The 17,969-nt window shown below is 71.3% G+C and carries 17 protein-coding genes; 6 read left to right on the forward strand and 11 right to left on the reverse strand.

Annotated elements, in window-relative coordinates:
• Positions 1–7: 7 nt before the first annotated feature.
• Positions 8–1,780: an SDR family oxidoreductase gene (locus ACZ597_RS07735; RefSeq protein WP_471326803.1), complete on the reverse strand. Its 1,773-nt coding sequence runs from the start codon at positions 1,778–1,780 to the stop codon at positions 8–10.
• A gap of 5 nt (positions 1,781–1,785) precedes the next feature.
• A complete protein-coding gene (locus tag ACZ597_RS07740; RefSeq protein WP_471326318.1) occupies positions 1,786–2,655 on the reverse strand; it encodes a M24 family metallopeptidase in 870 nt (289 codons plus the stop codon).
• A gap of 212 nt (positions 2,656–2,867) precedes the next feature.
• Here ACZ597_RS07740 and ACZ597_RS07745 point away from each other — a divergent pair, with 212 nt between their 5' ends.
• From ACZ597_RS07745 to ACZ597_RS07765, 5 genes are all read left to right on the forward strand, one after another.
• Positions 2,868–3,857: an ABC transporter ATP-binding protein gene (locus ACZ597_RS07745; RefSeq protein ID WP_471326321.1), complete on the forward strand. Its 990-nt coding sequence runs from the start codon at positions 2,868–2,870 to the stop codon at positions 3,855–3,857.
• The gene (locus ACZ597_RS07750) at positions 3,847–4,734 is read left to right on the forward strand and encodes an ABC transporter permease subunit (RefSeq protein WP_471326324.1); all 888 of its coding nucleotides are present in this window, start codon (positions 3,847–3,849) and stop codon (positions 4,732–4,734) included. The genes ACZ597_RS07745 and ACZ597_RS07750 overlap by 11 nt, the downstream gene beginning before the upstream one ends.
• Entirely contained in the window at positions 4,731–5,642 is a 912-nt protein-coding gene (locus ACZ597_RS07755) for an ABC transporter ATP-binding protein (protein WP_471326327.1), read from the forward strand. The genes ACZ597_RS07750 and ACZ597_RS07755 overlap by 4 nt, the downstream gene beginning before the upstream one ends.
• A 14-nt stretch (positions 5,643–5,656) precedes the next feature.
• Positions 5,657–6,376 (forward strand): ABC transporter permease, encoded by a 720-nt coding sequence (locus ACZ597_RS07760; RefSeq protein WP_471326330.1) that lies wholly within the window; start codon positions 5,657–5,659, stop codon positions 6,374–6,376.
• Between the two features lie 84 nt (positions 6,377–6,460).
• Positions 6,461–7,132, forward strand: a complete 672-nt coding sequence (locus tag ACZ597_RS07765) for a rhomboid-like protein (protein WP_471326333.1) — start codon at positions 6,461–6,463, stop codon at positions 7,130–7,132.
• A 47-nt stretch (positions 7,133–7,179) separates the two neighbouring features.
• Here the strand turns inward: ACZ597_RS07765 and ACZ597_RS07770 are convergent, their stop codons facing one another.
• A complete protein-coding gene (locus tag ACZ597_RS07770; RefSeq protein ID WP_471326336.1) occupies positions 7,180–7,824 on the reverse strand; it encodes a response regulator in 645 nt (214 codons plus the stop codon).
• Positions 7,825–7,834: 10 nt separating this feature from the next.
• A complete protein-coding gene (locus ACZ597_RS07775; RefSeq protein WP_471326339.1) occupies positions 7,835–8,827 on the reverse strand; it encodes a sensor histidine kinase in 993 nt (330 codons plus the stop codon).
• A gap of 165 nt (positions 8,828–8,992) precedes the next feature.
• Here ACZ597_RS07775 and ACZ597_RS07780 point away from each other — a divergent pair, with 165 nt between their 5' ends.
• Positions 8,993–9,544: a hypothetical protein gene (locus ACZ597_RS07780; protein ID WP_471326342.1), complete on the forward strand. Its 552-nt coding sequence runs from the start codon at positions 8,993–8,995 to the stop codon at positions 9,542–9,544.
• Positions 9,545–9,718: 174 nt separating this feature from the next.
• Here ACZ597_RS07780 and ACZ597_RS07785 read toward each other — a convergent pair whose 3' ends face one another.
• The 7 genes from ACZ597_RS07785 to ACZ597_RS07815 all read right to left on the reverse strand — a co-directional run bounded on the left by ACZ597_RS07785 (position 9,719) and on the right by ACZ597_RS07815 (position 17,896).
• Positions 9,719–10,531, reverse strand: coding sequence for an HAD family hydrolase (locus ACZ597_RS07785; protein ID WP_471326345.1), 813 nt, complete (start codon positions 10,529–10,531; stop codon positions 9,719–9,721).
• Positions 10,528–11,805: a serine--tRNA ligase gene (serS, locus tag ACZ597_RS07790; RefSeq protein WP_401245595.1), complete on the reverse strand. Its 1,278-nt coding sequence runs from the start codon at positions 11,803–11,805 to the stop codon at positions 10,528–10,530. Before serS ends, ACZ597_RS07785 begins: the two co-directional genes overlap by 4 nt.
• Positions 11,806–12,365: 560 nt before the next feature.
• Complete coding sequence (pheA, locus tag ACZ597_RS07795; protein WP_471326348.1) at positions 12,366–13,301, reverse strand: prephenate dehydratase; 936 nt, start codon at positions 13,299–13,301, stop codon at positions 12,366–12,368.
• 42 nt (positions 13,302–13,343) lie between these two features.
• The gene (efeB, locus tag ACZ597_RS07800; RefSeq protein WP_471326351.1) at positions 13,344–14,708 is read right to left on the reverse strand and encodes an iron uptake transporter deferrochelatase/peroxidase subunit; all 1,365 of its coding nucleotides are present in this window, start codon (positions 14,706–14,708) and stop codon (positions 13,344–13,346) included.
• Positions 14,633–16,699 (reverse strand): copper resistance CopC/CopD family protein, encoded by a 2,067-nt coding sequence (locus ACZ597_RS07805; RefSeq protein WP_471326353.1) that lies wholly within the window; start codon positions 16,697–16,699, stop codon positions 14,633–14,635. Before ACZ597_RS07805 ends, efeB begins: the two co-directional genes overlap by 76 nt.
• Positions 16,700–16,721: 22 nt before the next feature.
• Positions 16,722–17,246 (reverse strand): copper chaperone PCu(A)C, encoded by a 525-nt coding sequence (locus ACZ597_RS07810; RefSeq protein WP_471326356.1) that lies wholly within the window; start codon positions 17,244–17,246, stop codon positions 16,722–16,724.
• Entirely contained in the window at positions 17,243–17,896 is a 654-nt protein-coding gene (locus ACZ597_RS07815) for an SCO family protein (protein WP_471326359.1), read from the reverse strand. The genes ACZ597_RS07810 and ACZ597_RS07815 overlap by 4 nt, the downstream gene beginning before the upstream one ends.
• Positions 17,897–17,969 lie beyond the last annotated feature (73 nt).

A 17,969-nucleotide genomic window follows, 5' to 3' on the forward strand; every position in this document is an offset into this window, starting at 1 on the left:
CACGGCATCACAGCCGGGGCTCCAGCCGTGCGATCCGGCGCAGGGCATTCGGCGCGAAGCGCGACATCCACAGGGCGGCCTTGGACTCGGGCGTCACCGGGACCACGGCCCGGTTCTTCACCACGGCCAGCAGGATCGCGTCCGCGACCTTCTCCGGGGGGAAGTTGCGCAGTCCGTACAGCCGCGAGGAGCGCTTCTGGCGTCGCTTCTCCTCCGCCGCGTCCACCCCGGCGAACCGGGAGGTGGCCGTGATGTTGGTGTTGACGATGCCCGGGCAGATCGCCGAGACCCCGATCGACTGGGACGCCAGCTCCGCGCGCAGGCACTCGCTCAGCATCAGCACCGCGGCCTTGGACGTGCTGTACGCGGGCAGCGTCCGCGAGGGCAGGTAGGCGGCCGCGGAGGCGGTGTTGACGATGTGGCCGCCCTGCCCGCGCTCGGCCATCTGCTTGCCGAAGATCCGGCAGCCGTGGACGACGCCCCACAGGTTGACGTCCAGGACCTTCTTCCAGTCCTCGGAGCCGGTCTCCAGGAAGGGCCCCGACAGGCCGATCCCCGCGTTGTTGACCAGCACGTCGACGATGCCGTACTCGGCGGCGACCTTCGCCGCGAGCTTCTCCATCGCCTGCTCGTCACTGACGTCGACGCATTCGCCCCAGGCCTCCGGGGCACCGACGAGCCGTGCCATCTCCGCCGTGCGGGCCGCGCCCTCACCGTCCCGGTCGACCGCCACGACCCGCGCCCCGGCCTCGGCGAACGCGAACGCGGTGGCCCGCCCGATGCCGCTCGCGGCCCCGGTGACCAGCACCAGCTGACCGCCGAACCGGTCCGCGTACCTGCCCGGGGCCCGCTGCTCCGGCGCCCGCGCGGCAGGCTCCTCGCGGGCCGTGACGAAGTCGGCGATCCACGCCGCGACCTGGTCCGGCCGGGTCCTGGGGATCCAGTGCTTCGCGGGCAGGGTCCGCCGCACGAGTCCCGGTGCCCAGCGCTCCACGTCGTCGTAGAGCCGCTCGGAGAGGAAGACGTCCCCCGTCGGGACGATCAGCTGCACCGGTACGTGCGCGTACGCGTCGGTGCGGGGCCGGCTCATCCGGGCCCTCACGTTGTCCCGGTAGAGCCAGGCGCCGTGCGCCGCGTCGGAGGACAGGGAGGCCGTCGGGTACCCGCCGACGGGGATCCCCTCGCTGCGCTCCATGAGCTTCGGCCAGTGCCTGCCGAGCGGGCCGCGCCAGGCCAGCTCCGGCAGCACCGGGGTGTGCAGCATGCCCACGTACCAGGACCGGACGCCCTGGCCCAGGAGCTGGGCGGTCCGGCGCGGGGAGGGCCGCCTCATCCGCTGCTTGATCCAGTGCCCGAAGTGGTCGAGGGAAGGCCCCGACATGGAGGTGAAGGAGGCGATCCGGCCCTCCGTACGGGCGACCGTCGCGAACTCCCAGCCCTGGACCGAGCCCCAGTCGTGGCCGACCAGGTGCACCGGACGGTCCGGGCTGACCGCGTCCGCCACGGCCAGGAAGTCGTCGGTCAGCTTCTCCAGGGTGAAGCCCCCGCGCAGCGGCACCGGGGCCGAGGAACGCCCGTGGCCGCGTACGTCGTACAGCACCACGTGGAAGCGGTCCGCGAGCCGCTCGGCCACCTCCGACCAGACCTCCTTGCTGTCCGGGTACCCGTGCACCAGCAGTACGGTCGGCCGGGCCGCGTCCCCGAGCTCGACGACGCACAGCTCGATCCCGCCCGTGCTCACCCGGCGCTCGCGCGCACCCTCCAGAGCCGTCCCGCTCATCCCGCTCATGCCGCCTTCTCCTCAGCCCAGCGCCGCACGTGCGGCAGGTCGTCGTCCAGCCAGAACGCGCTCTCTCCGGGATCCCGGGAGTCGGTGACCACCAGGATCTCCTCGAACTTCGCACCCGTGCCCCGGAAGCCCAGGTGCGGCTCCACCGCCCACAGGCCCGGCTGCGGCGGGTGGTCGGAGAAGTGGTACGGACTCCACAGCGGCGACCAGCCCTCCCGGTGCCCGTGCAGGGCGTCGGAGGCCAGCCCCTTGAGGGACTGGGTGCCGAAGCCGAACGCGGTCGGGGACCAGCGGCGCTCCTTGACCCGGTCTATCTTGTGCGCGATGACGCCGAAGGGGTAGGCCCGGTGCCGGTTGGCGTACCCCTGCCGGGTCATCAGCCGCTCGACGTTCTCGTAGATCTCCCGCAGCGGCCGGCGCTCGCGCACCTGTTCCAGGATCAGCTCCCGGTGCGGCCGCAGGTCCGACATCAGCCGGTCCTGCACCGGGTTGAGGCCGAGGCTGCCGGAGTAGCCGATGTCAGCCGCGTAGCCCCGGTAGACCGGCGCCATGTCGAGGATGAAGGGCATCCCCGGCTCCAGCCGCCGCGAGGTCGGGAAGAACTGGAGGGGGATCTTGAAGTTCGCGAAGGCGGTACGGTCCCCGAACCAGGCGAAGGGCAGGTGGAACCAGTCCCGCACCCCGCGCTCGCGCAGCCAGTCGCGCTGCATCCGCGCCGCCTCGCGCTCGGTCACTCCGGGGCGCAGCTGCGCCGCCACGGTCTCCGCGCACTCGTACGCGAGCCGCTGGACCTCCCTGAAGCCGTGCAGCCCGGCGGAAAGCTGCCCGGAGTCGTGCGCGGTGCGCTGCTTGGTGTCCCCAGTCATGCCGGCCGTCCGTCCCTGTCGCCCAACGCTCCCGAAACCTGCCACTGATGAATGTGACAATGGGCGGAGATCACGTCAAGGCCCGTACACGGACCTGTGGACAAACTTCGGCGGCATCAGCCTTCCGTCAGGGTCCGTAGTCCTCAAGGCGGATACGCGATCCCGCTCCAGGTCTGACGATCCGCGGCCCCCACGGCACTAACGTCGAAGCCGTGACTGTCATCGCGACCGAAAGCCTGAGCAAGCGGTACCCCCGAGTGACCGCCCTCGACCGGCTCTCCCTGGACATCGGGCCCGGCGTTACCGGCCTCGTGGGTGCCAACGGAGCCGGCAAGTCCACGCTGATCAAGATCCTGCTCGGACTGTCCCCCGCCACCGAGGGCCGTGCCGCCGTGCTCGGACTGGACGTCGCCACGCATGGCAGCGCCATCCGTGAGCGGGTCGGCTACATGCCCGAGCACGACGCCCTGCCGCCCGACGTCTCGGCCACCGAGTTCGTCGTCCACATGGCGCGCATGTCCGGCCTCCCGCCGACCGCCGCCCGTGAACGCACCGCCGACACGCTGCGCCACGTCGGGCTGTACGAGGAGCGCTACCGCCCCATCGGCGGCTACTCCACGGGTATGAAGCAGCGGGTCAAGCTCGCCCAGGCGCTGGTCCACGACCCGCAGCTGGTCCTCCTCGACGAGCCGACCAACGGCCTCGACCCGGTCGGCCGCGACGAGATGCTCGGCCTGATCCGCCGCGTCTACACCGACTTCGGCATCTCGGTCCTGGTCACCTCCCACCTCCTCGGCGAGCTGGAGCGGACCTGCGACCACGTGGTCGTCGTCGACGGCGGCAAGCTGCTGCGCTCCAGCTCCACCAGCGACTTCACCCAGACCACGACCACCCTCGCGGTCGAGGTCACCGACTCCGACGCGTACCCGGACGGCACGGCCGCCCTGCGCAAGGCGCTCACCGCGGCGGGCATCACCCTCCACGCGGGCGAGGAGCAGGGCCTGCCCGGCGCAGGCCACATCCTCCTCGTCGAGGCCACGGGCGAGGAGACGTACGACACCGTCCGCGACACCGTCGCCGACCTCGGTCTCGGCCTGGTCCGCATGGAACAGCGCCGCCACCACATCGCCGAGGTCTTCCGCGACAGCGACCGGCCCTCGTCCAACGCCCACCCGAAGGGAGCCGGCCCCGATGGCGCCTGAGACCTCGACCCAGATCCACAACATCGGCTACCGGTCCTACGACGGACCCCGGCTCGGCCGCGGCTACGCCCGTACCTCGCTGTTCTCGCAGTCCCTGCGGGGCGCGTACGGGCTCGGCCGCTCCGCCAAGTCCAAGGTGCTGCCGATGATCCTCTTCGCGGTGATGTGCGTTCCCGCGCTGATCATCGTCGCGGTGGCCATCGCCGTCCCCGGCTCCAGCGACCTGCCGATCAAGTACACGACGTACGCCCTGACCACGCAGGTGGTCATCGGCCTCTACCTCGCCTCGCAGGCACCCCAGTCGGTCTCCCGCGACCTGCGCTTCAAGACGGTGCCGCTGTACTTCTCGCGGCCCATCGAGCGGGTCGACTACGTGCTGGCCAAGTACGCCGCCATGGCCTCGGCCCTCTTCATCCTCACCGCCACCCCGCTGCTGATCATGTGGATCGGCTCGCTGCTGGCGAAGTTCGACTTCGGTCACCAGACCAAGGGATTCGGGCAGGGGCTGGTGTCCGTACTGCTGCTGTCGCTGCTCTTCGCCGGCCTCGGCCTCGTCATGGCCGCACTCACCCCGCGCCGCGGCTTCGGCGTGGCCGCCGTCATCGCCCTGCTGCTCATCCCCTACGGAGCCGTCTCCACCGTCCAGGCCGTCGCCTACTCCACGGGGAACACCGGGGCCATCGAGTGGATGGGCCTGTTCTCCCCGATCTCGCTGATCGACGGGGTGCAGACCGCCTTCCTCGGCGCCACCTCCGCCTTCCCCGGCGGCGAGGGCCCGTCCACCGCCACCGGCATCGTGTACCTGCTCGTCGTACTCGGCCTCATCGTCGGCTCCTACGCCGCCCTGATGTCCCGCTACCGGAAGGCCGGGCTGTGACCATCATCGACATCGACCACACCTCCCGCTGGTTCGGGAACGTCGTCGCCGTCAACGACGTGACCATGCGCATCGGTCCCGGCGTCACCGGACTCCTCGGCCCCAACGGCGCGGGCAAGTCCACCCTCATCAACATGATGGGCGGCTTCCTCGCCCCCTCCACGGGCACCGTCACCCTCGACGGAGCGCCGATCTGGCGCAACGAGCAGGTCTACAAGCAGATCGGCGTCGTGCCCGAGCGCGAGGCGATGTACGACTTCCTCACCGGCCGGGAGTTCGTCGTCGTCAACGCCGAGCTCCACGGGCTCGACGACGCGGCGGCCCAACGGGCGCTCGCCACGGTCGAGATGGAGTACGCCCAGGACCGCAAGATCGCCACGTACTCCAAGGGCATGCGCCAGCGCGTGAAGATGGCCTCCGCCCTCGTCCACGACCCGTCCGTGCTCCTGCTCGACGAGCCCTTCAACGGCATGGACCCGCGCCAGCGCATGCAGCTCATGGACCTGCTGCGGCGGATGGGCGACGAGGGCCGCACCGTCCTGTTCTCCTCCCACATCCTGGAGGAGGTCGAACAGCTCGCCTCGCACATCGAGGTGGTCGTCGCCGGCCGGCACGCCGCATCCGGCGACTTCCGCAAGATCCGCCGCCTGATGACGGACCGACCGCACCGCTACCTCGTCCGCTCCTCCGACGACCGGGCCCTCGCGGCGGCCCTGATCGCCGACCCGTCCACGGCCGGCATCGAGGTCGACCTCAAGGAAGGCGCGCTGCGCATCCAGGCCGTCGACTTCGGGCGGTTCACCGAGCTGCTGCCGCGCGTCGCCCGCGAGCACGGCATCCGGCTGCTGACGGTCTCGCCCTCCGACGAGTCCCTCGAGTCGGTCTTCTCCTACCTCGTCGCGGCCTGAAGGAGCTGGCACCCATGTACAACCCCACCGTCGCCCGGCTCACCTACCGGGCCCTGCTCGGCCGGCGCCGCGCGCTGATCCTCTTCGCGCTCCCCGCGCTGCTGATCGTCATCTCCCTCGCCGTCCGCTTCTTCACCGGCGTGGACGACAAGGTGGCGGCCGACCTCCTCGGCGGCTTCGCCCTCGCGACGATGGTCCCGCTGATCGGCGTCATCGCCGGCACCGGCGCCATCGGCCCCGAGATCGACGACGGCTCGATCGTCTACCTGCTCTCCAAGCCGGTGAAGCGGCCGACGATCATCATGACCAAGCTGATCGTCGCGATCGCCGTCACGATGGCCTTCTCCGCGATCCCCACCCTGATCGCGGGCTTCATCCTCAACGGCAACGGCCAGCAGATCGCCATCGCCTACACCGTGGCCGCCCTCGTCGCCTCGATCGCCTACAGCGCCCTGTTCCTGCTGCTGGGCACCGTCAGCCGGCACGCGGTCGTCTTCGGCCTGGTCTACGCCCTCATCTGGGAGTCCCTCTTCGGCAGCCTCGTCTCCGGAGCCAAGACGCTCAGCGTCCAGCAGTGGGCCCTGGCCCTGGCCGAGAAGGTCGCCGGACAGGGCTACGTCGACTCCAGCGTCGGCCTGCCCACCGCAGTGGTCCTGCTCCTCGCGGTGACCGTCGGCGCCACCCTGTACGCGGGCCAGAAGCTGCGCCGCCTCACCCTCGCCGGCGAGGAGTAGGAGCCCGTCGGCAGCGTCCACGACCGTGCCCCGCCCGGCCCACCGGCCAGGCGGGGCACGGCTTTGCCGGGCATCATCGGGTGCATGATCCAGCATCCCGAGCCTGAGCCGTCCAGGCCCCTGCGGTCCTGGATACGCTCCTCGCCCGGCACGCACATATGGCTGCTGATCGTCGCCGTCACCAGCCTCGTCGTCGCCATCGCCCCGGACCGGCTCGACCACGTGCTGCTCCACCGCAACAGCAGCAACATCCACCAGCTGGTCAAGTACCCCGTCCGGGCACTGCTCAGCAGCGCCTTCTGGATCGAGAACCCGGCCTCGCTCGCCCTCTACGCCGTCCTCTTCGAGTTCTTCCACGCCCCCGTGGAGCGATGGCTCGGCACCCTGCGCTGGCTCCTGATCGTCGCGACCGCGCATGTCGTCGCCACCCTCGTCAGCCAGAAGGTGCTCCTGATGGCCATCCAGGACCACCGCGCGCCGCACAGCATGACCCACGTCGTCGACATCGGCGTCAGCTACGGGCTGGCGGCCTCCATGGGGGTGCTGACCTACCGGCTCCCGAACCCCTGGAGATGGTTCTACCTCCTCGGCGTGGTCGCCTTCTTCGGACTGCCCCTCCTCACCGGGGGGAGCTTCACCGACCTCGGTCACGCCATCTCGCTCGCCGTCGGGCTCCTCGCCTGGCCGCTGACCCTGCACCGCGATCCGCACGGGCACGGGCCGCCGGCCGATGTTTCACGTGAAACACGAGCCTGACCCCCCCTTGTTTCACGTGAAACACCAGGCAGGCCCCTCGCCGACCCCTACTCGGGGCCGACCACTCCGTGCTCCCAGGCCCACGCGGCGATCCCCACCCGATTCCGGGCTCCCAGCTTGGCCTGCACGTTCGCGATGTGAGTCTTCGCGGTACCGGCGCTGATGAACAGCTCCGCCCCGATCTCGGCATTCGTACGCCCCCGCGCCACCAGCCGGACGATCTCCAGCTCGCGCCCCGTCAGCACCTGCCCGGGCGGCACGGGAGCCGCGGCGGTCCCGGGGTCCGACAGCCGGCTCAGCAGCCGGACGGTGATCTGGGGGCTGATCAGGGTGTCCCCGGCCATCGCCGCCCGCACCCCCTCGATCAGCAGCGTCGGGCCCGACCGCTTCAGCAGGAAGCCGCAGGCCCCGTTCCGCAGCGCGGTGTGGACGTAGTCGTCCTGGTCGAAGGTGGTCACCACCACGACCCGGGTCTGCGGGGACAGCAGCCGGGTCACCTCCAGCCCGTCCAGGCGCGGCATGCGGATGTCCGCGAGCACCACGTCGGGGCGCAGCCGCCGGGCCAGCTCCACGGCGCTTTCCCCGTCAGCGGCCTCCGCCACCACGGTCATGTCCGGTTGGGAGTCGAGGATCAGCCGGAATCCGCTGCGGATGTCCTCTTGGTCGTCGGCTATCAGGATGCTCGTGGTCACGCTGCCATGATCACCCCTGAAGGGCGTCGCCCGACGGGAAGACCGCCGAAACCCTCCATCCCCCGGCCTCGTCAGGTCCCGCTCCGAGAGTGCCGTCCGCTGCCTCCACCCGCTCCCGCAAGGCCCCGAGGCCCGTCCCGCCGCCGTTCCGGCGGCCGAGGAGACCCCGGCGACCGCGCGGTGGGGCGGTGTTCGCCACGCTCAGCTCTATCCCCGCCGGGGCCCGCCGGACGGTCACCCGTACCGAGTCCGCTCCGGGCGCGTGCCGGCGTACGTTCGTCAGCGCCTCCACCGCGACGCGGTACGCGGTGGTGTCCGCCTCGCGCGACAGCGCGGCGAGAGCCTGCTCCTCGGCTTCCAGCACCCCGCCCTCGAACCGGGCGACCAGCTCCGGCAGTTCCGCGAGCCCGGGTGCCGGGGTGGTGGGCCCGCCCGCCGCCGCGCGCAGCGCGTGCACCGTCCGGTCCATCGAGGCCAGCGCGTTCAGGCCGGCCGCCTCGATGCGCTCCAGGGCGAGGACCGCCTGGCGGGGATCGTTCCCGGCGACGAACCGGGCCGCCTGGGCCTGCACCACGATGGCGCTCACGTCGTGTGCGACGAAGTCGTGCAGATCGCGGGCCAGTTCGATCTGCTGACCGCGTCGGGCGTCCTGTACGGCCCGCCGCGTCCTGCCTTCCTGCCTGCGCAGGTGGCCGCCGAGGGCCAGTGCGGCGAGAGCGGGCGCCGACCAGAACGCCGCCGCCCCGCTGCACTCCAGCCACGACGCCCCGTCCGCCCACAGCAGCGGTACCGGCCAGACCGAGACCGCCGCGACGCCCAGGACGCCGGTCACCGCCCCGGGCCGCACCGGAGACCACCGGGCCACGAGCGCCAGCAGGGGCAGCAGCAGGGCCATCCCCGCCAGGGTCCACGCCCCGGGCACCCGGGCGTAGGACCCGCCGAGGGACAGCACGGAGGCACAGGCCAGTGCCGGGGCGTACAGGGCACGCGGGTTCACGGTCATGCCGCCGACCCTACGAGCCGGGGCGGGGCCGTTCCATCTGCCGTTCGGCAGATGCGGATCCGGCTCCCGGCGGCCTCGAACCTGCTGATCGGCCGATGGTGCCGCGGACCCCGCCGGACGAGGCTTGAAGCACCACCAGCCGCCTGCCGAACAGGACTTGGACCCATGACTCTCACCGCCCCCGCCCCCGCCGTCTCCGCAGTCTCGGTGGTACCCGGCGTCTCCCGTCCGGTCCGCTGGGCCGCGAAGGCCGCGGCCCTGACCCTGCTGCCGAGCGGGCTGTGGCGCGTACTGATCGCGGTCGGGATCCCCGTCGGCTGGGGAGCCGGCGACGCTCTGCACGCCGACAACTTCCCGGGCGTCGGTTCGCTCTACCTCATAGCGCTCAGCGCCTTCGCCGAATGCCTGGGCCTGCTCACCCTCGGCCTCGTGCAACGGTGGGGCGAGGAGGTGCCGCGCTGGATCCCCGGGCTGGGCGGCCGGCGCATCCCGCCGCTGGTCGCGGTGGTTCCCGCGGTCCTCGGCGCCGCCGCCGTCACCGCGGTCACCGTGCTCTCCTCGTTCGCGTGGAACGCCAACTTCACGCAGAGCCCGACGGCTCCCAGCGGGGCCGCGTACTGGTTCATGACCCTCTGCTACGCCCCGCTGCTCTTGTGGGGGCCGCTCCTCGCAGTCGTGACGGCGGCCTACTGGCGGCGGCGCAGGCTCCACGGCTGACCGGCGGAAATTCGCTGGTAAGGGCCGTGAGGCCGGGGCACAGTGAGTGGTGCGGGGAGTAACAAAAGGTCCGGGACGGCCACTTCGAGCGCGCCTCGCGGCGCGGGCCGTCCCGGACCTCTCGTGCGTCCGGTCCCGGGTGCTGCGTCCTGGGGTACGCCGCATCCCTGATGACTACATGGCGCCGAGCAGGCGCTCCAGGACCACCGCGATGCCGTCCTCCTGGTTGGAGGTCGTCACCTCGTCGGCCACCGCCTTGAGCTCCGCGTGGGCGTTGGCCATGGCGACGCCGTGCGCGGCCCAGCCGAACATGGGGATGTCGTTGGGCATGTCGCCGAAGGCGATCGTCTCCGCGGCCTTGACCTTCAGCCGGCGTGCGGCGAGCGACAGACCGGTGGCCTTGCTCAGGCCCAGCGGAAGGATCTCCACTATGCCGGGGCCCGCCATGACGATGTCCACCAGGTTGCCGACGAGCTCCCGGCCCACCCTGACGAGCTCGTCCTCGCCCATTCCCGGGTGCTGGATGTAGAGCTTGTTCAGCGGGGCGGTCCAGACCTCGGCGGTGTCCTCCAGGTAGAGCGCCGGCAGGCCCTCCTGCACCTGGTAGCCGGGGCCGAAGAGGACCTCGCCCTCCACCCCGTCACGGCTGGCGGCCAGCGCCAGCGGACCCACCTCGGCCTCGATCTTCGACAGGGCGAGACCGGCGAGCTGGCGGTCCAGCGTCACCGAGGTCAGCAGCCGGTGCGCTCCCGCGTCGTACACCTGGGCGCCCTGCCCGCACACCGCGATCCCCCGGTAGCCGAGGTCGTCCAGTACGTGCCGGGTCCAGGGCACGGCGCGGCCGGTGACGACGATGTGGGCCGCGCCCGCCGCGGTGGCCGCGGCGAGCGCTTCACGCGTGCGCTCCGAGACGGTGTCGTCGCCACGCAGCAGCGTGCCGTCGAGGTCCGTCGCGACGAGCTTGTACGGGAACGGAGCGGGGCTCACTTGGCGATCGGCTCCAGGACCTCGCGGCCGCCCAGGTAGGGGCGGAGCACCGGGGGAACCCGCACGGACCCGTCGGCCTGCTGGTGGTTCTCCAGGATCGCGACGATGGTGCGCGGGACGGCGCACAGGGTGCCGTTCAGCGTGGAGAGCGGAGCGGTCTTCTTGCCGTCGCGGTAGCGGATGGCGAGGCGGCGGGCCTGGAAGCCGTCACAGTTCGAGGCGGAGGTCAGCTCGCGGTACTTGCCCTGGGTCGGGATCCAGGCCTCGCAGTCGAACTTGCGGGAGGCGGAGGCGCCCAGGTCGCCGGTCGCGACGTCGATGACCTGGAACGGCAGCTCCAGGCTGGTCAGCCACTGCTTCTCCCACTCCAGGAGCCGCTTGTGCTCGGCCTCGGCGTCCTCCGGCGCGACGTACGAGAACATCTCGACCTTGTCGAACTGGTGGACGCGGAAGATGCCGCGGGTGTCCTTGCCGTACGTACCGGCCTCGCGGCGGAAGCAAGGGGAGAAGCCGGCGTACCGCAGGGGCAGCTTCTCGGCGTCGATGATCTCGTCCATGTGGTACGCGGCGAGCGGGACCTCGGAGGTGCCGACCAGGTAGTAGTCGTCCTTCTCCAGGTGGTAGACGTTCTCCGCGGCCTGGCCGAGGAAGCCGGTGCCCTCCATGGCGCGGGGGCGGACCAGCGCGGGGGTCAGCATCGGGATGAAGCCGGCCTCGGTGGCCTGCGCGATCGCCGCGTTGACCAGGGCGAGCTCGAGCAGGGCGCCGACACCGGTGAGGTAGTAGAAGCGCGAGCCCGACACCTTGGCGCCGCGCTCCATGTCGATGGCGCCCAGGGACTCGCCGAGCTCCAGGTGGTCCTTGGGCTCGAAGCCCTCGGCACCGAAGTCGCGGATCGTGCCGTGCGTCTCGAGGACGGTGAAGTCCTCCTCGCCGCCGACGGGGACGTCCTCGTGGACGATGTTGCCGAGCTTGAGCAGGAGCTGCTTGGCAGCCTCGTCCGCCTCGTTCTGCTCGGCCTCGGCGGCCTTGACGTCCTGCTTGAGCTGCTCGGCCTTGGTCAGCAGCTCGGCCCGCTCCTCCGGGGAGGCCTTGGGGATGAGCTTGCCGAGCGACTTCTGCTCGTTGCGCAGTTCGTCGAAGCGCATGCCGGAAGACCTGCGGCGCTCGTCGGCGGAGAGCAGCGCGTCGACGAGTTCGACGTCCTCTCCACGGGCGCGCTGCGAGGCGCGGACACGGTCAGGGTCTTCACGGAGCAGCCGGAGGTCAATCACCCCTCCAGGCTACCGGGCTGGGCTTCCCGGGCTCACACCGATATCACGCTGCGTGTCGCTATGTCCCAATTCGGGCGAATGGAAATGGCCGGCCCCAGGCTTGTCCGGTACTCGCCCGGCGGCTGGATCCAGCCCCTGAGGGCAGGCCGATAAAATCGGCCCCTTTCTCCGAAAAGGGGCGCAACGGCGATCGGTGCGCGGGGTCTGAGCAGGGCCGGAGGGGCGGAAGGGGGTGACCCTTGTCCACAGGAATTCCTCGCGGGACGCTCTTATCCACAGGCTGTGCGCCGGATCTGTGGACATCGAATTAGATCAATAGCCATCCGGGGCTGGTCCCTGCCGATCGGGGTTCAAACCGCCCTCACACACTCATTCGGGTGGGAATGACTCGCTCCAAAGAGTTGATCGGTGATGCGGGGGTGACGCCGTTCACCTGCCGCTCCCCAGCGCGAAACCTGGGCCGCCCGGCCGATATGTCGACCTTGTCGGGCCGCTCTGTCGACTTGTCCCCAGGTCGGCATCTCGGCCTGTGGATAACTCTGTGGACAGTGGACGAAGGTCTACGCCCGGCCGTCGAGGCAGCGCGTCAGCCAGTCGGAAGCCTCGGTGAAGTCACCGTCGGAGGTGCCCGGCCGCGCGGCCCGCACCTCACTCAGCGCCACACCGGCGCGCGGGTAGGAGCCGAGGAAGCGCACCTGGGGGCAGGTCCGCTTCAGCCCCATCAGCGCCTCGCTGACCCGGCGGTCGGAGATGTGCCCCTCGGCGTCGACGGCGAAGCAGTAGTTGCCGATGCCCTCGCCGGTCGGGCGGGACTGGATCAGCATCAGGTTCACCCCGCGGACGGCGAACTCCTGGAGGAGCTCCAGCAGCGCGCCGGGGTGGTCGTCACCGAGCCACAGCACGACGGAGGTCTTGTCCGCACCGGTGGGCGCGGCCGGCCGGGCGGGGCGCCCGACGAGCACGAAGCGGGTCTCGGCGTTCTGCGCGTCGTGGATCTCGGTGACCAGCGCCTCCAGCCCGTAGGTGGCGGCGGCGAACTCGCCCGCGAAGGCCGCGTCGAAGCGGCCCTCCTGCACCAGCCGGGCACCGTCGGCATTGGAGGCCGCCGACTCCCACACCGCGTCGGGCAGGTGCGTCCGCAGCCAGTTGCGCACCTGTGGCTGGGCGACGGGATGACCGGTGACCGTCTTGACGTCCGACAGCTTGGTCCCGGGCCGCACCAGCAGCGCGAACGCGATGGGCAGCAGCACCTCGCGGTAGATCATCAGCGGCTCGCCGGAGGCCAGCTCGTCGAGCGTGGCGGTGACCCCGCCCTCCACCGAGTTCTCGATCGGCACCAGCGCCGCCGCGGCCTCGCCGCTGCGCACGGCGTCCAGGGCGGCCGGGACCGACACCATCGGGACGAGCTCCCGGGTGGCGGCTTCCGGCAGTGTGCGCAGGGCGGCTTCGGTGAAAGTGCCCTCGGGACCGAGATACGTGAAGCGGGTGGCCGACATGCGGTCAGCCTAATGCCGGGCCACCCGCCGCTGCGGTGCTGTTCACCCTTCGAGCAGGCGCTGCCCGACGTACTCCCCGTCGCGCGGGCCCGGCGGGACGGCGTACAGCCCGCTGGACTCGTGGCGGATGAACTCGGACAGGGCGTCGCCGCGGTCGAGCTTCCGCTGGACCGGCACGAACCCGCGCAGCGGGTCGGCTTGCCAGCAGATGAAGAGCAGGCCCGCGTCTGGGGTGCCGTCGGGACCGATGCCGTCGTGGTACGAGAAGGGCCGCCGGAGCATGGCGGCGCCGCCGTTCTGCGCCGGGGCGGAGATCCGCGCATGGGCGTTGGACGGGATGACCGGCTTGCCGTCGGGGCCGAGCTTGTCCAGGGCCATCGCGGTCTTCTCGTCGCCACCGGTCAGCGGCGCACCGGTGGCCTTGGTCCGGCCGATGACCTGCTCCTGCTGGGCGAGGGACTGCTTGTCCCAGTCGTCGAGCAGCATCCGGATCCGGCGGACGACGGCGTACGAGCCCCCGGCCATCCAGGAGTGCTCGGCGGGCCCGGGGCCTGCGCCCGGCACGAAGATCCGCTTGTCGAAGTCGGGGTCCTTGGGCCGGGGGTTCCCGGTGCCGTCCACCTGGCCCATCAGGTTCCGGGCGGTCATGGGCGAGGCCGTCGCGCCGGGGGACCGGTTGAAGCCGTTCATCTGCCAGCGCACGCGGGCTGCCTCTCCGGCGTCCTTCTGAACGGCGCGCAGGGCGTGGAAGGCGACCAGCCCGTCATCGGAGCCGATCTGGACCCACAGGTCGCCGTTGCTGCGCTGGGGGTCGAGCCGGTCCGAAGAGAAGTCGGGCAGCGGATCGAGGGCCACCGGGCGCCGGGCGGTGAGGCCGGTGCGGTCGAAGAAGGAGTGGCCGAAGCCGAAGGTGAGGGTGAGGGAGGACGGTCCCGCGTCCAGGGCGATCCCGCTGTCGGCGGTCGGCGCCGTCTCTCCGGCCATGAGCCGCCTGGCCGTGTCGGACCAGCGGCGCAGCAGAGCGGCGGCCTCCTTGCGCCCGGCCCCCGGCGCCAGGTCGAAGGCGAGGACGTGGCCCTTGGCCTGGAGCGGGTCCGTGATTCCGGCCTGGTGGTCCCCGTGGAAGGCGACCCGGGTGGCGCCGAGGGAGGCGAGCGACCCGGTGGCTCCGGGGGAGCCGGCCGGGGAGTCGGAGACCGCTGACTGCACGAGCGCGCCGCCCGTGGCGCCGAGTGCGAGCCCCGCGGCGCCCGCGGCGCCGACGGTGCCCAGCAGTCGGCGCCGGGAGATCTCGATGTCGGGGGTGCTACCGGTGCTGTCGGTCACGCTGTTCAGCCGATCTTCACGTTCTTCTGGACGGTCGTCTGGTCGATGTCGGAGGTGCGTACGGTCACGTCGATGCGCCATTCGCCCGCGAGCGGCAGCTGGACCCCGGACGCGGTCCAGTGTCCGGCAGCGGCCCGGTCGGGGGCGAGCGGCAGTGGACCGATCTCCTTGGCCGGCAGGGTGAAGGAGATCTTGACCTCGGGGAGGTCGAGGGGCTTGCCGTCGGGGCCGTCCGCCCACAGGTGGAGGGTGTTGGCGCCGACCCGGCCGGGGTCGAGCTCCAGCCGCACGTTGCCCTTTCCGTTCTGGCCGCCGGTGTCGAAAGGCAGGGTGATCTTGACCGGCCGGTTGGGTACGGCGGTGGTGGACGCGCCGCCCCGGCCGGCCTCCTGTTCCACCGCGCGCCCGGGTTCCGTGCTGGTCAGGACGGTGGTGACGGCCAGCAGTACGACGGCCACACCGGCCTCGGCGAGTACGGAGCGGCGCAGGCCGGCGCGGCCCGGATCGGCGTCGCGGACGCGGGTCTCGCGGGCCTTCTCACGGGCTGCGCGCTGCCGGGCGAGCTGGGCGGCCCGCTTCGGGTCGGCGTCGGAAGAGTCAGAGGCGTCGGAGGAGTCAGAGTCGCCCGTGCCCGCTTCAGGGGCTCCGGCGGCATCGCCCGAGGTGCTCCGAGTCGATGTTTCACGTGAAACATCGGCTCCCGCGAGCACCTTCGCCGACTCCTCGGCGCGGGCCTCCCCGAGTCGGGCGGTCCACTTCCGCGAGAGGTAGGCGATGCCGACGAGGACGGCGACGAGCGCGACCTTGATGAGCAGCAGCCTGCCGTAGCTGGTGCCGGTGAGGGCGGACCAGCTGCCGACCTGGCGCCAGGACTGGTAGACGCCGGTGACGGCGAGGACCAGGACGCTGATGAAGGCGACCCGGGAGAAGCGCCGGACGGCTTCCCGCTCGATGTCCGGCACCTTGCGCAGGGCGACCAGCAGCGCCGTGAGCCCGCCGAGCCAGGTGGCCACGGCCAGCAGGTGGAGGATGTCGGCCGGCATCGCGATCGCGGGCTGGATGCCGGTGGAGGCGTGCTCGGAAAGGGCCCAGGTGGCGGCGATGCCGCCGGCCACGACCGAGCCGCCGATGCCGAGCCCGAAGGCGAGGTCGCTCGTCTCCTTCTTGTCCTCGGCCCGGTCCTCGGCGCCCTTGTCCTCGGCCCGGTCCTCGGCGCCGTCGGCCCCCGTCGTGTCCGCGGCGGCCTTCTGCCGCCGGGCGTAGGCGCCGAAGAGCACGGCGATGAACAGCGCCGCCGCGCCGAGCAGCAGCAGCCGGGAGAGGAAGGAGGCGCCGGTCTTGGTGTCCAGGACGGCCTTGAGCCCGTCGAGGTCGAAGGCGTCGGCGAACTTCCCCGAGCCGGTGTACGGGGTGCGCAGCACCAGCATCGCCAGGGTGGCCGCGGTGAGGGTGACCCAGCCGCGCACCACCAGCTTCTGCAGCGGGCGCTCCGCGGAGCCCCGGCGCCAGCACAGCAGGATGAAGGCGGCGCCGCCGACGAGGATCGTGAACCCGGCGTAGGCGGCGTAGCGGGCGATGCCGTACGCGATGCCGACGGGGCCGCCGCCCACCTTCTGGTCGGGCAGGGCGACGCTGGTGGCCGAGGGGGCGCCGACGGAGAAGGTGAAGGCGCCGGAGATCGGGTGACTGTCGGCGGAGACGGCCTGCCAGGCGACGGTGTACGTGCCGTTGGGCAGGCCCGGGTGCAGGGCGGTGCCGTAGCGGATGGTCGATCCGCTGCACATGTCCCTCAGCTCGCCGGTGTCGACGCGCTTGCCCTGCGGGTCCATGACGCGGATGGAGTCGTCGCCCATGGCGACCTGCTCCGAGAAGGAGAGGGTGACCTGGGCGGGCGCCGTGGCGACCACCGCCCCGTCCTGGGGGTCGCTCGCCGTGAGTGCCGCGTGTGCCGTGGCCGGGCCGGCCGCGGTGAACAGGGTGGCCAGCAGGGCTGCGAGAACCAGCGCGAGGCGCGGCAGGAGTGCCGCGGCGCGGACGCGGGCCGAAGAAGGAGCGGGGGCGGTGGCCGTCATGGCGTGTCAGTTCCTCGGTCCGTCAGTGGGCGGTGGAGTTCTGCGCGTTGTACGTCCGTTCCTTGACGTCCAGCTCGACCTTGACCGGGTCTGCCTTCTCGAAACGCAGCTCGATGGTGATCTTGTCACCGACCTTCGGCTGGTTCTTGAGCCCCATGAACATGATGTGGTTGCCGCCGCGCTGCAGCCGGAGCTCGCCACCCGCAGGCACGTCCATCGACTGGACCTGCTGCATCTTCTGGTCCTTGGTCTCGTGGATCTGAAGATCGTCCGAGAGCGGGCTGGTGACGGAGACCAACTTGTCGGCGGTCTTCGAGTCGTTCTTGATGACCATGAAAGCGCCGGCCATCTTGTCGTTGACCGGTTCGGGCATGAAGGCCCCGTCGACCGTCATGGCCGGCTTGCCGGCCTCCTGGGCACCGGAGGCCTTCGTGTCGGCGGAGGAGCCGGACCCGGAGTCCGAGTCGGAGGAGGAGCAGCCGGATATGGCGAGCGCTGCCGTCAGGGAGAGGGCGGCGGCGATGGTGCGGATGGTGCGGGCGTTCACGGGTTTTCTCCCTTGATGATCTTCGGCAGGTCCTTGGTGTAGTCGTCGACGGTCGTGCCCTCGCCGTAGAGGACGTAGCCCTCGTCGGTCTTGGGCGAGAACGCGATGACCTGGGCCCCGTGCATGGAGACGACGGTGCCGTCGGCCTCCTTCTTGGGGGCCTCGATACCGATGCCGAGAGATCGGGCGGCGGCCTGGATGGTGGCGAAGTCCCCGGTCAGTCCGGTGAAGGACGGGTCCTGGGCCCTGAGCCACGCGCCGAGGGAGTCGGGGGTGTCCCGCTCCGGGTCCGTGGTGACGAAGACGACCTGGAGCTTGTCCTGGTCCCCCTTGGGGAGTGCCTTCTTGGCGACGGCGATGTTGCTCATCGTCAGGGGGCACACGTCGGGGCAGTTGGTGTAGCCGAAGTAGATGAGGGTCGGCCGTCCCTTGGTCTGCTCGCGCAGGTTCCACGGCTTGCCGGTGGTGTCCGTGAGGACGAGTTCCGGCTTGTCGAAGGGGCGATCGAGTACGGTCGCGGATCCGGCCTTCTTCTGGCCGGTGATCTGGGTGACCGAACCGGTGTTCTTGGCCGTCTCACTGCCACAGGCGGTGAGAGCGAGCGCGGTCGCCACCGCGAGGGCGGCGACCGTCACACGTGTGGTGCGCATGAGGAAATGTCCCTGGGAATCGGGGATGGTGCGGATGTCGTGCGTACGACGGCGGAGCGACGGGCCCGGAGGC

It is taken from the genome of Streptomyces sp. NPDC040718 (genome assembly GCF_055593565.1).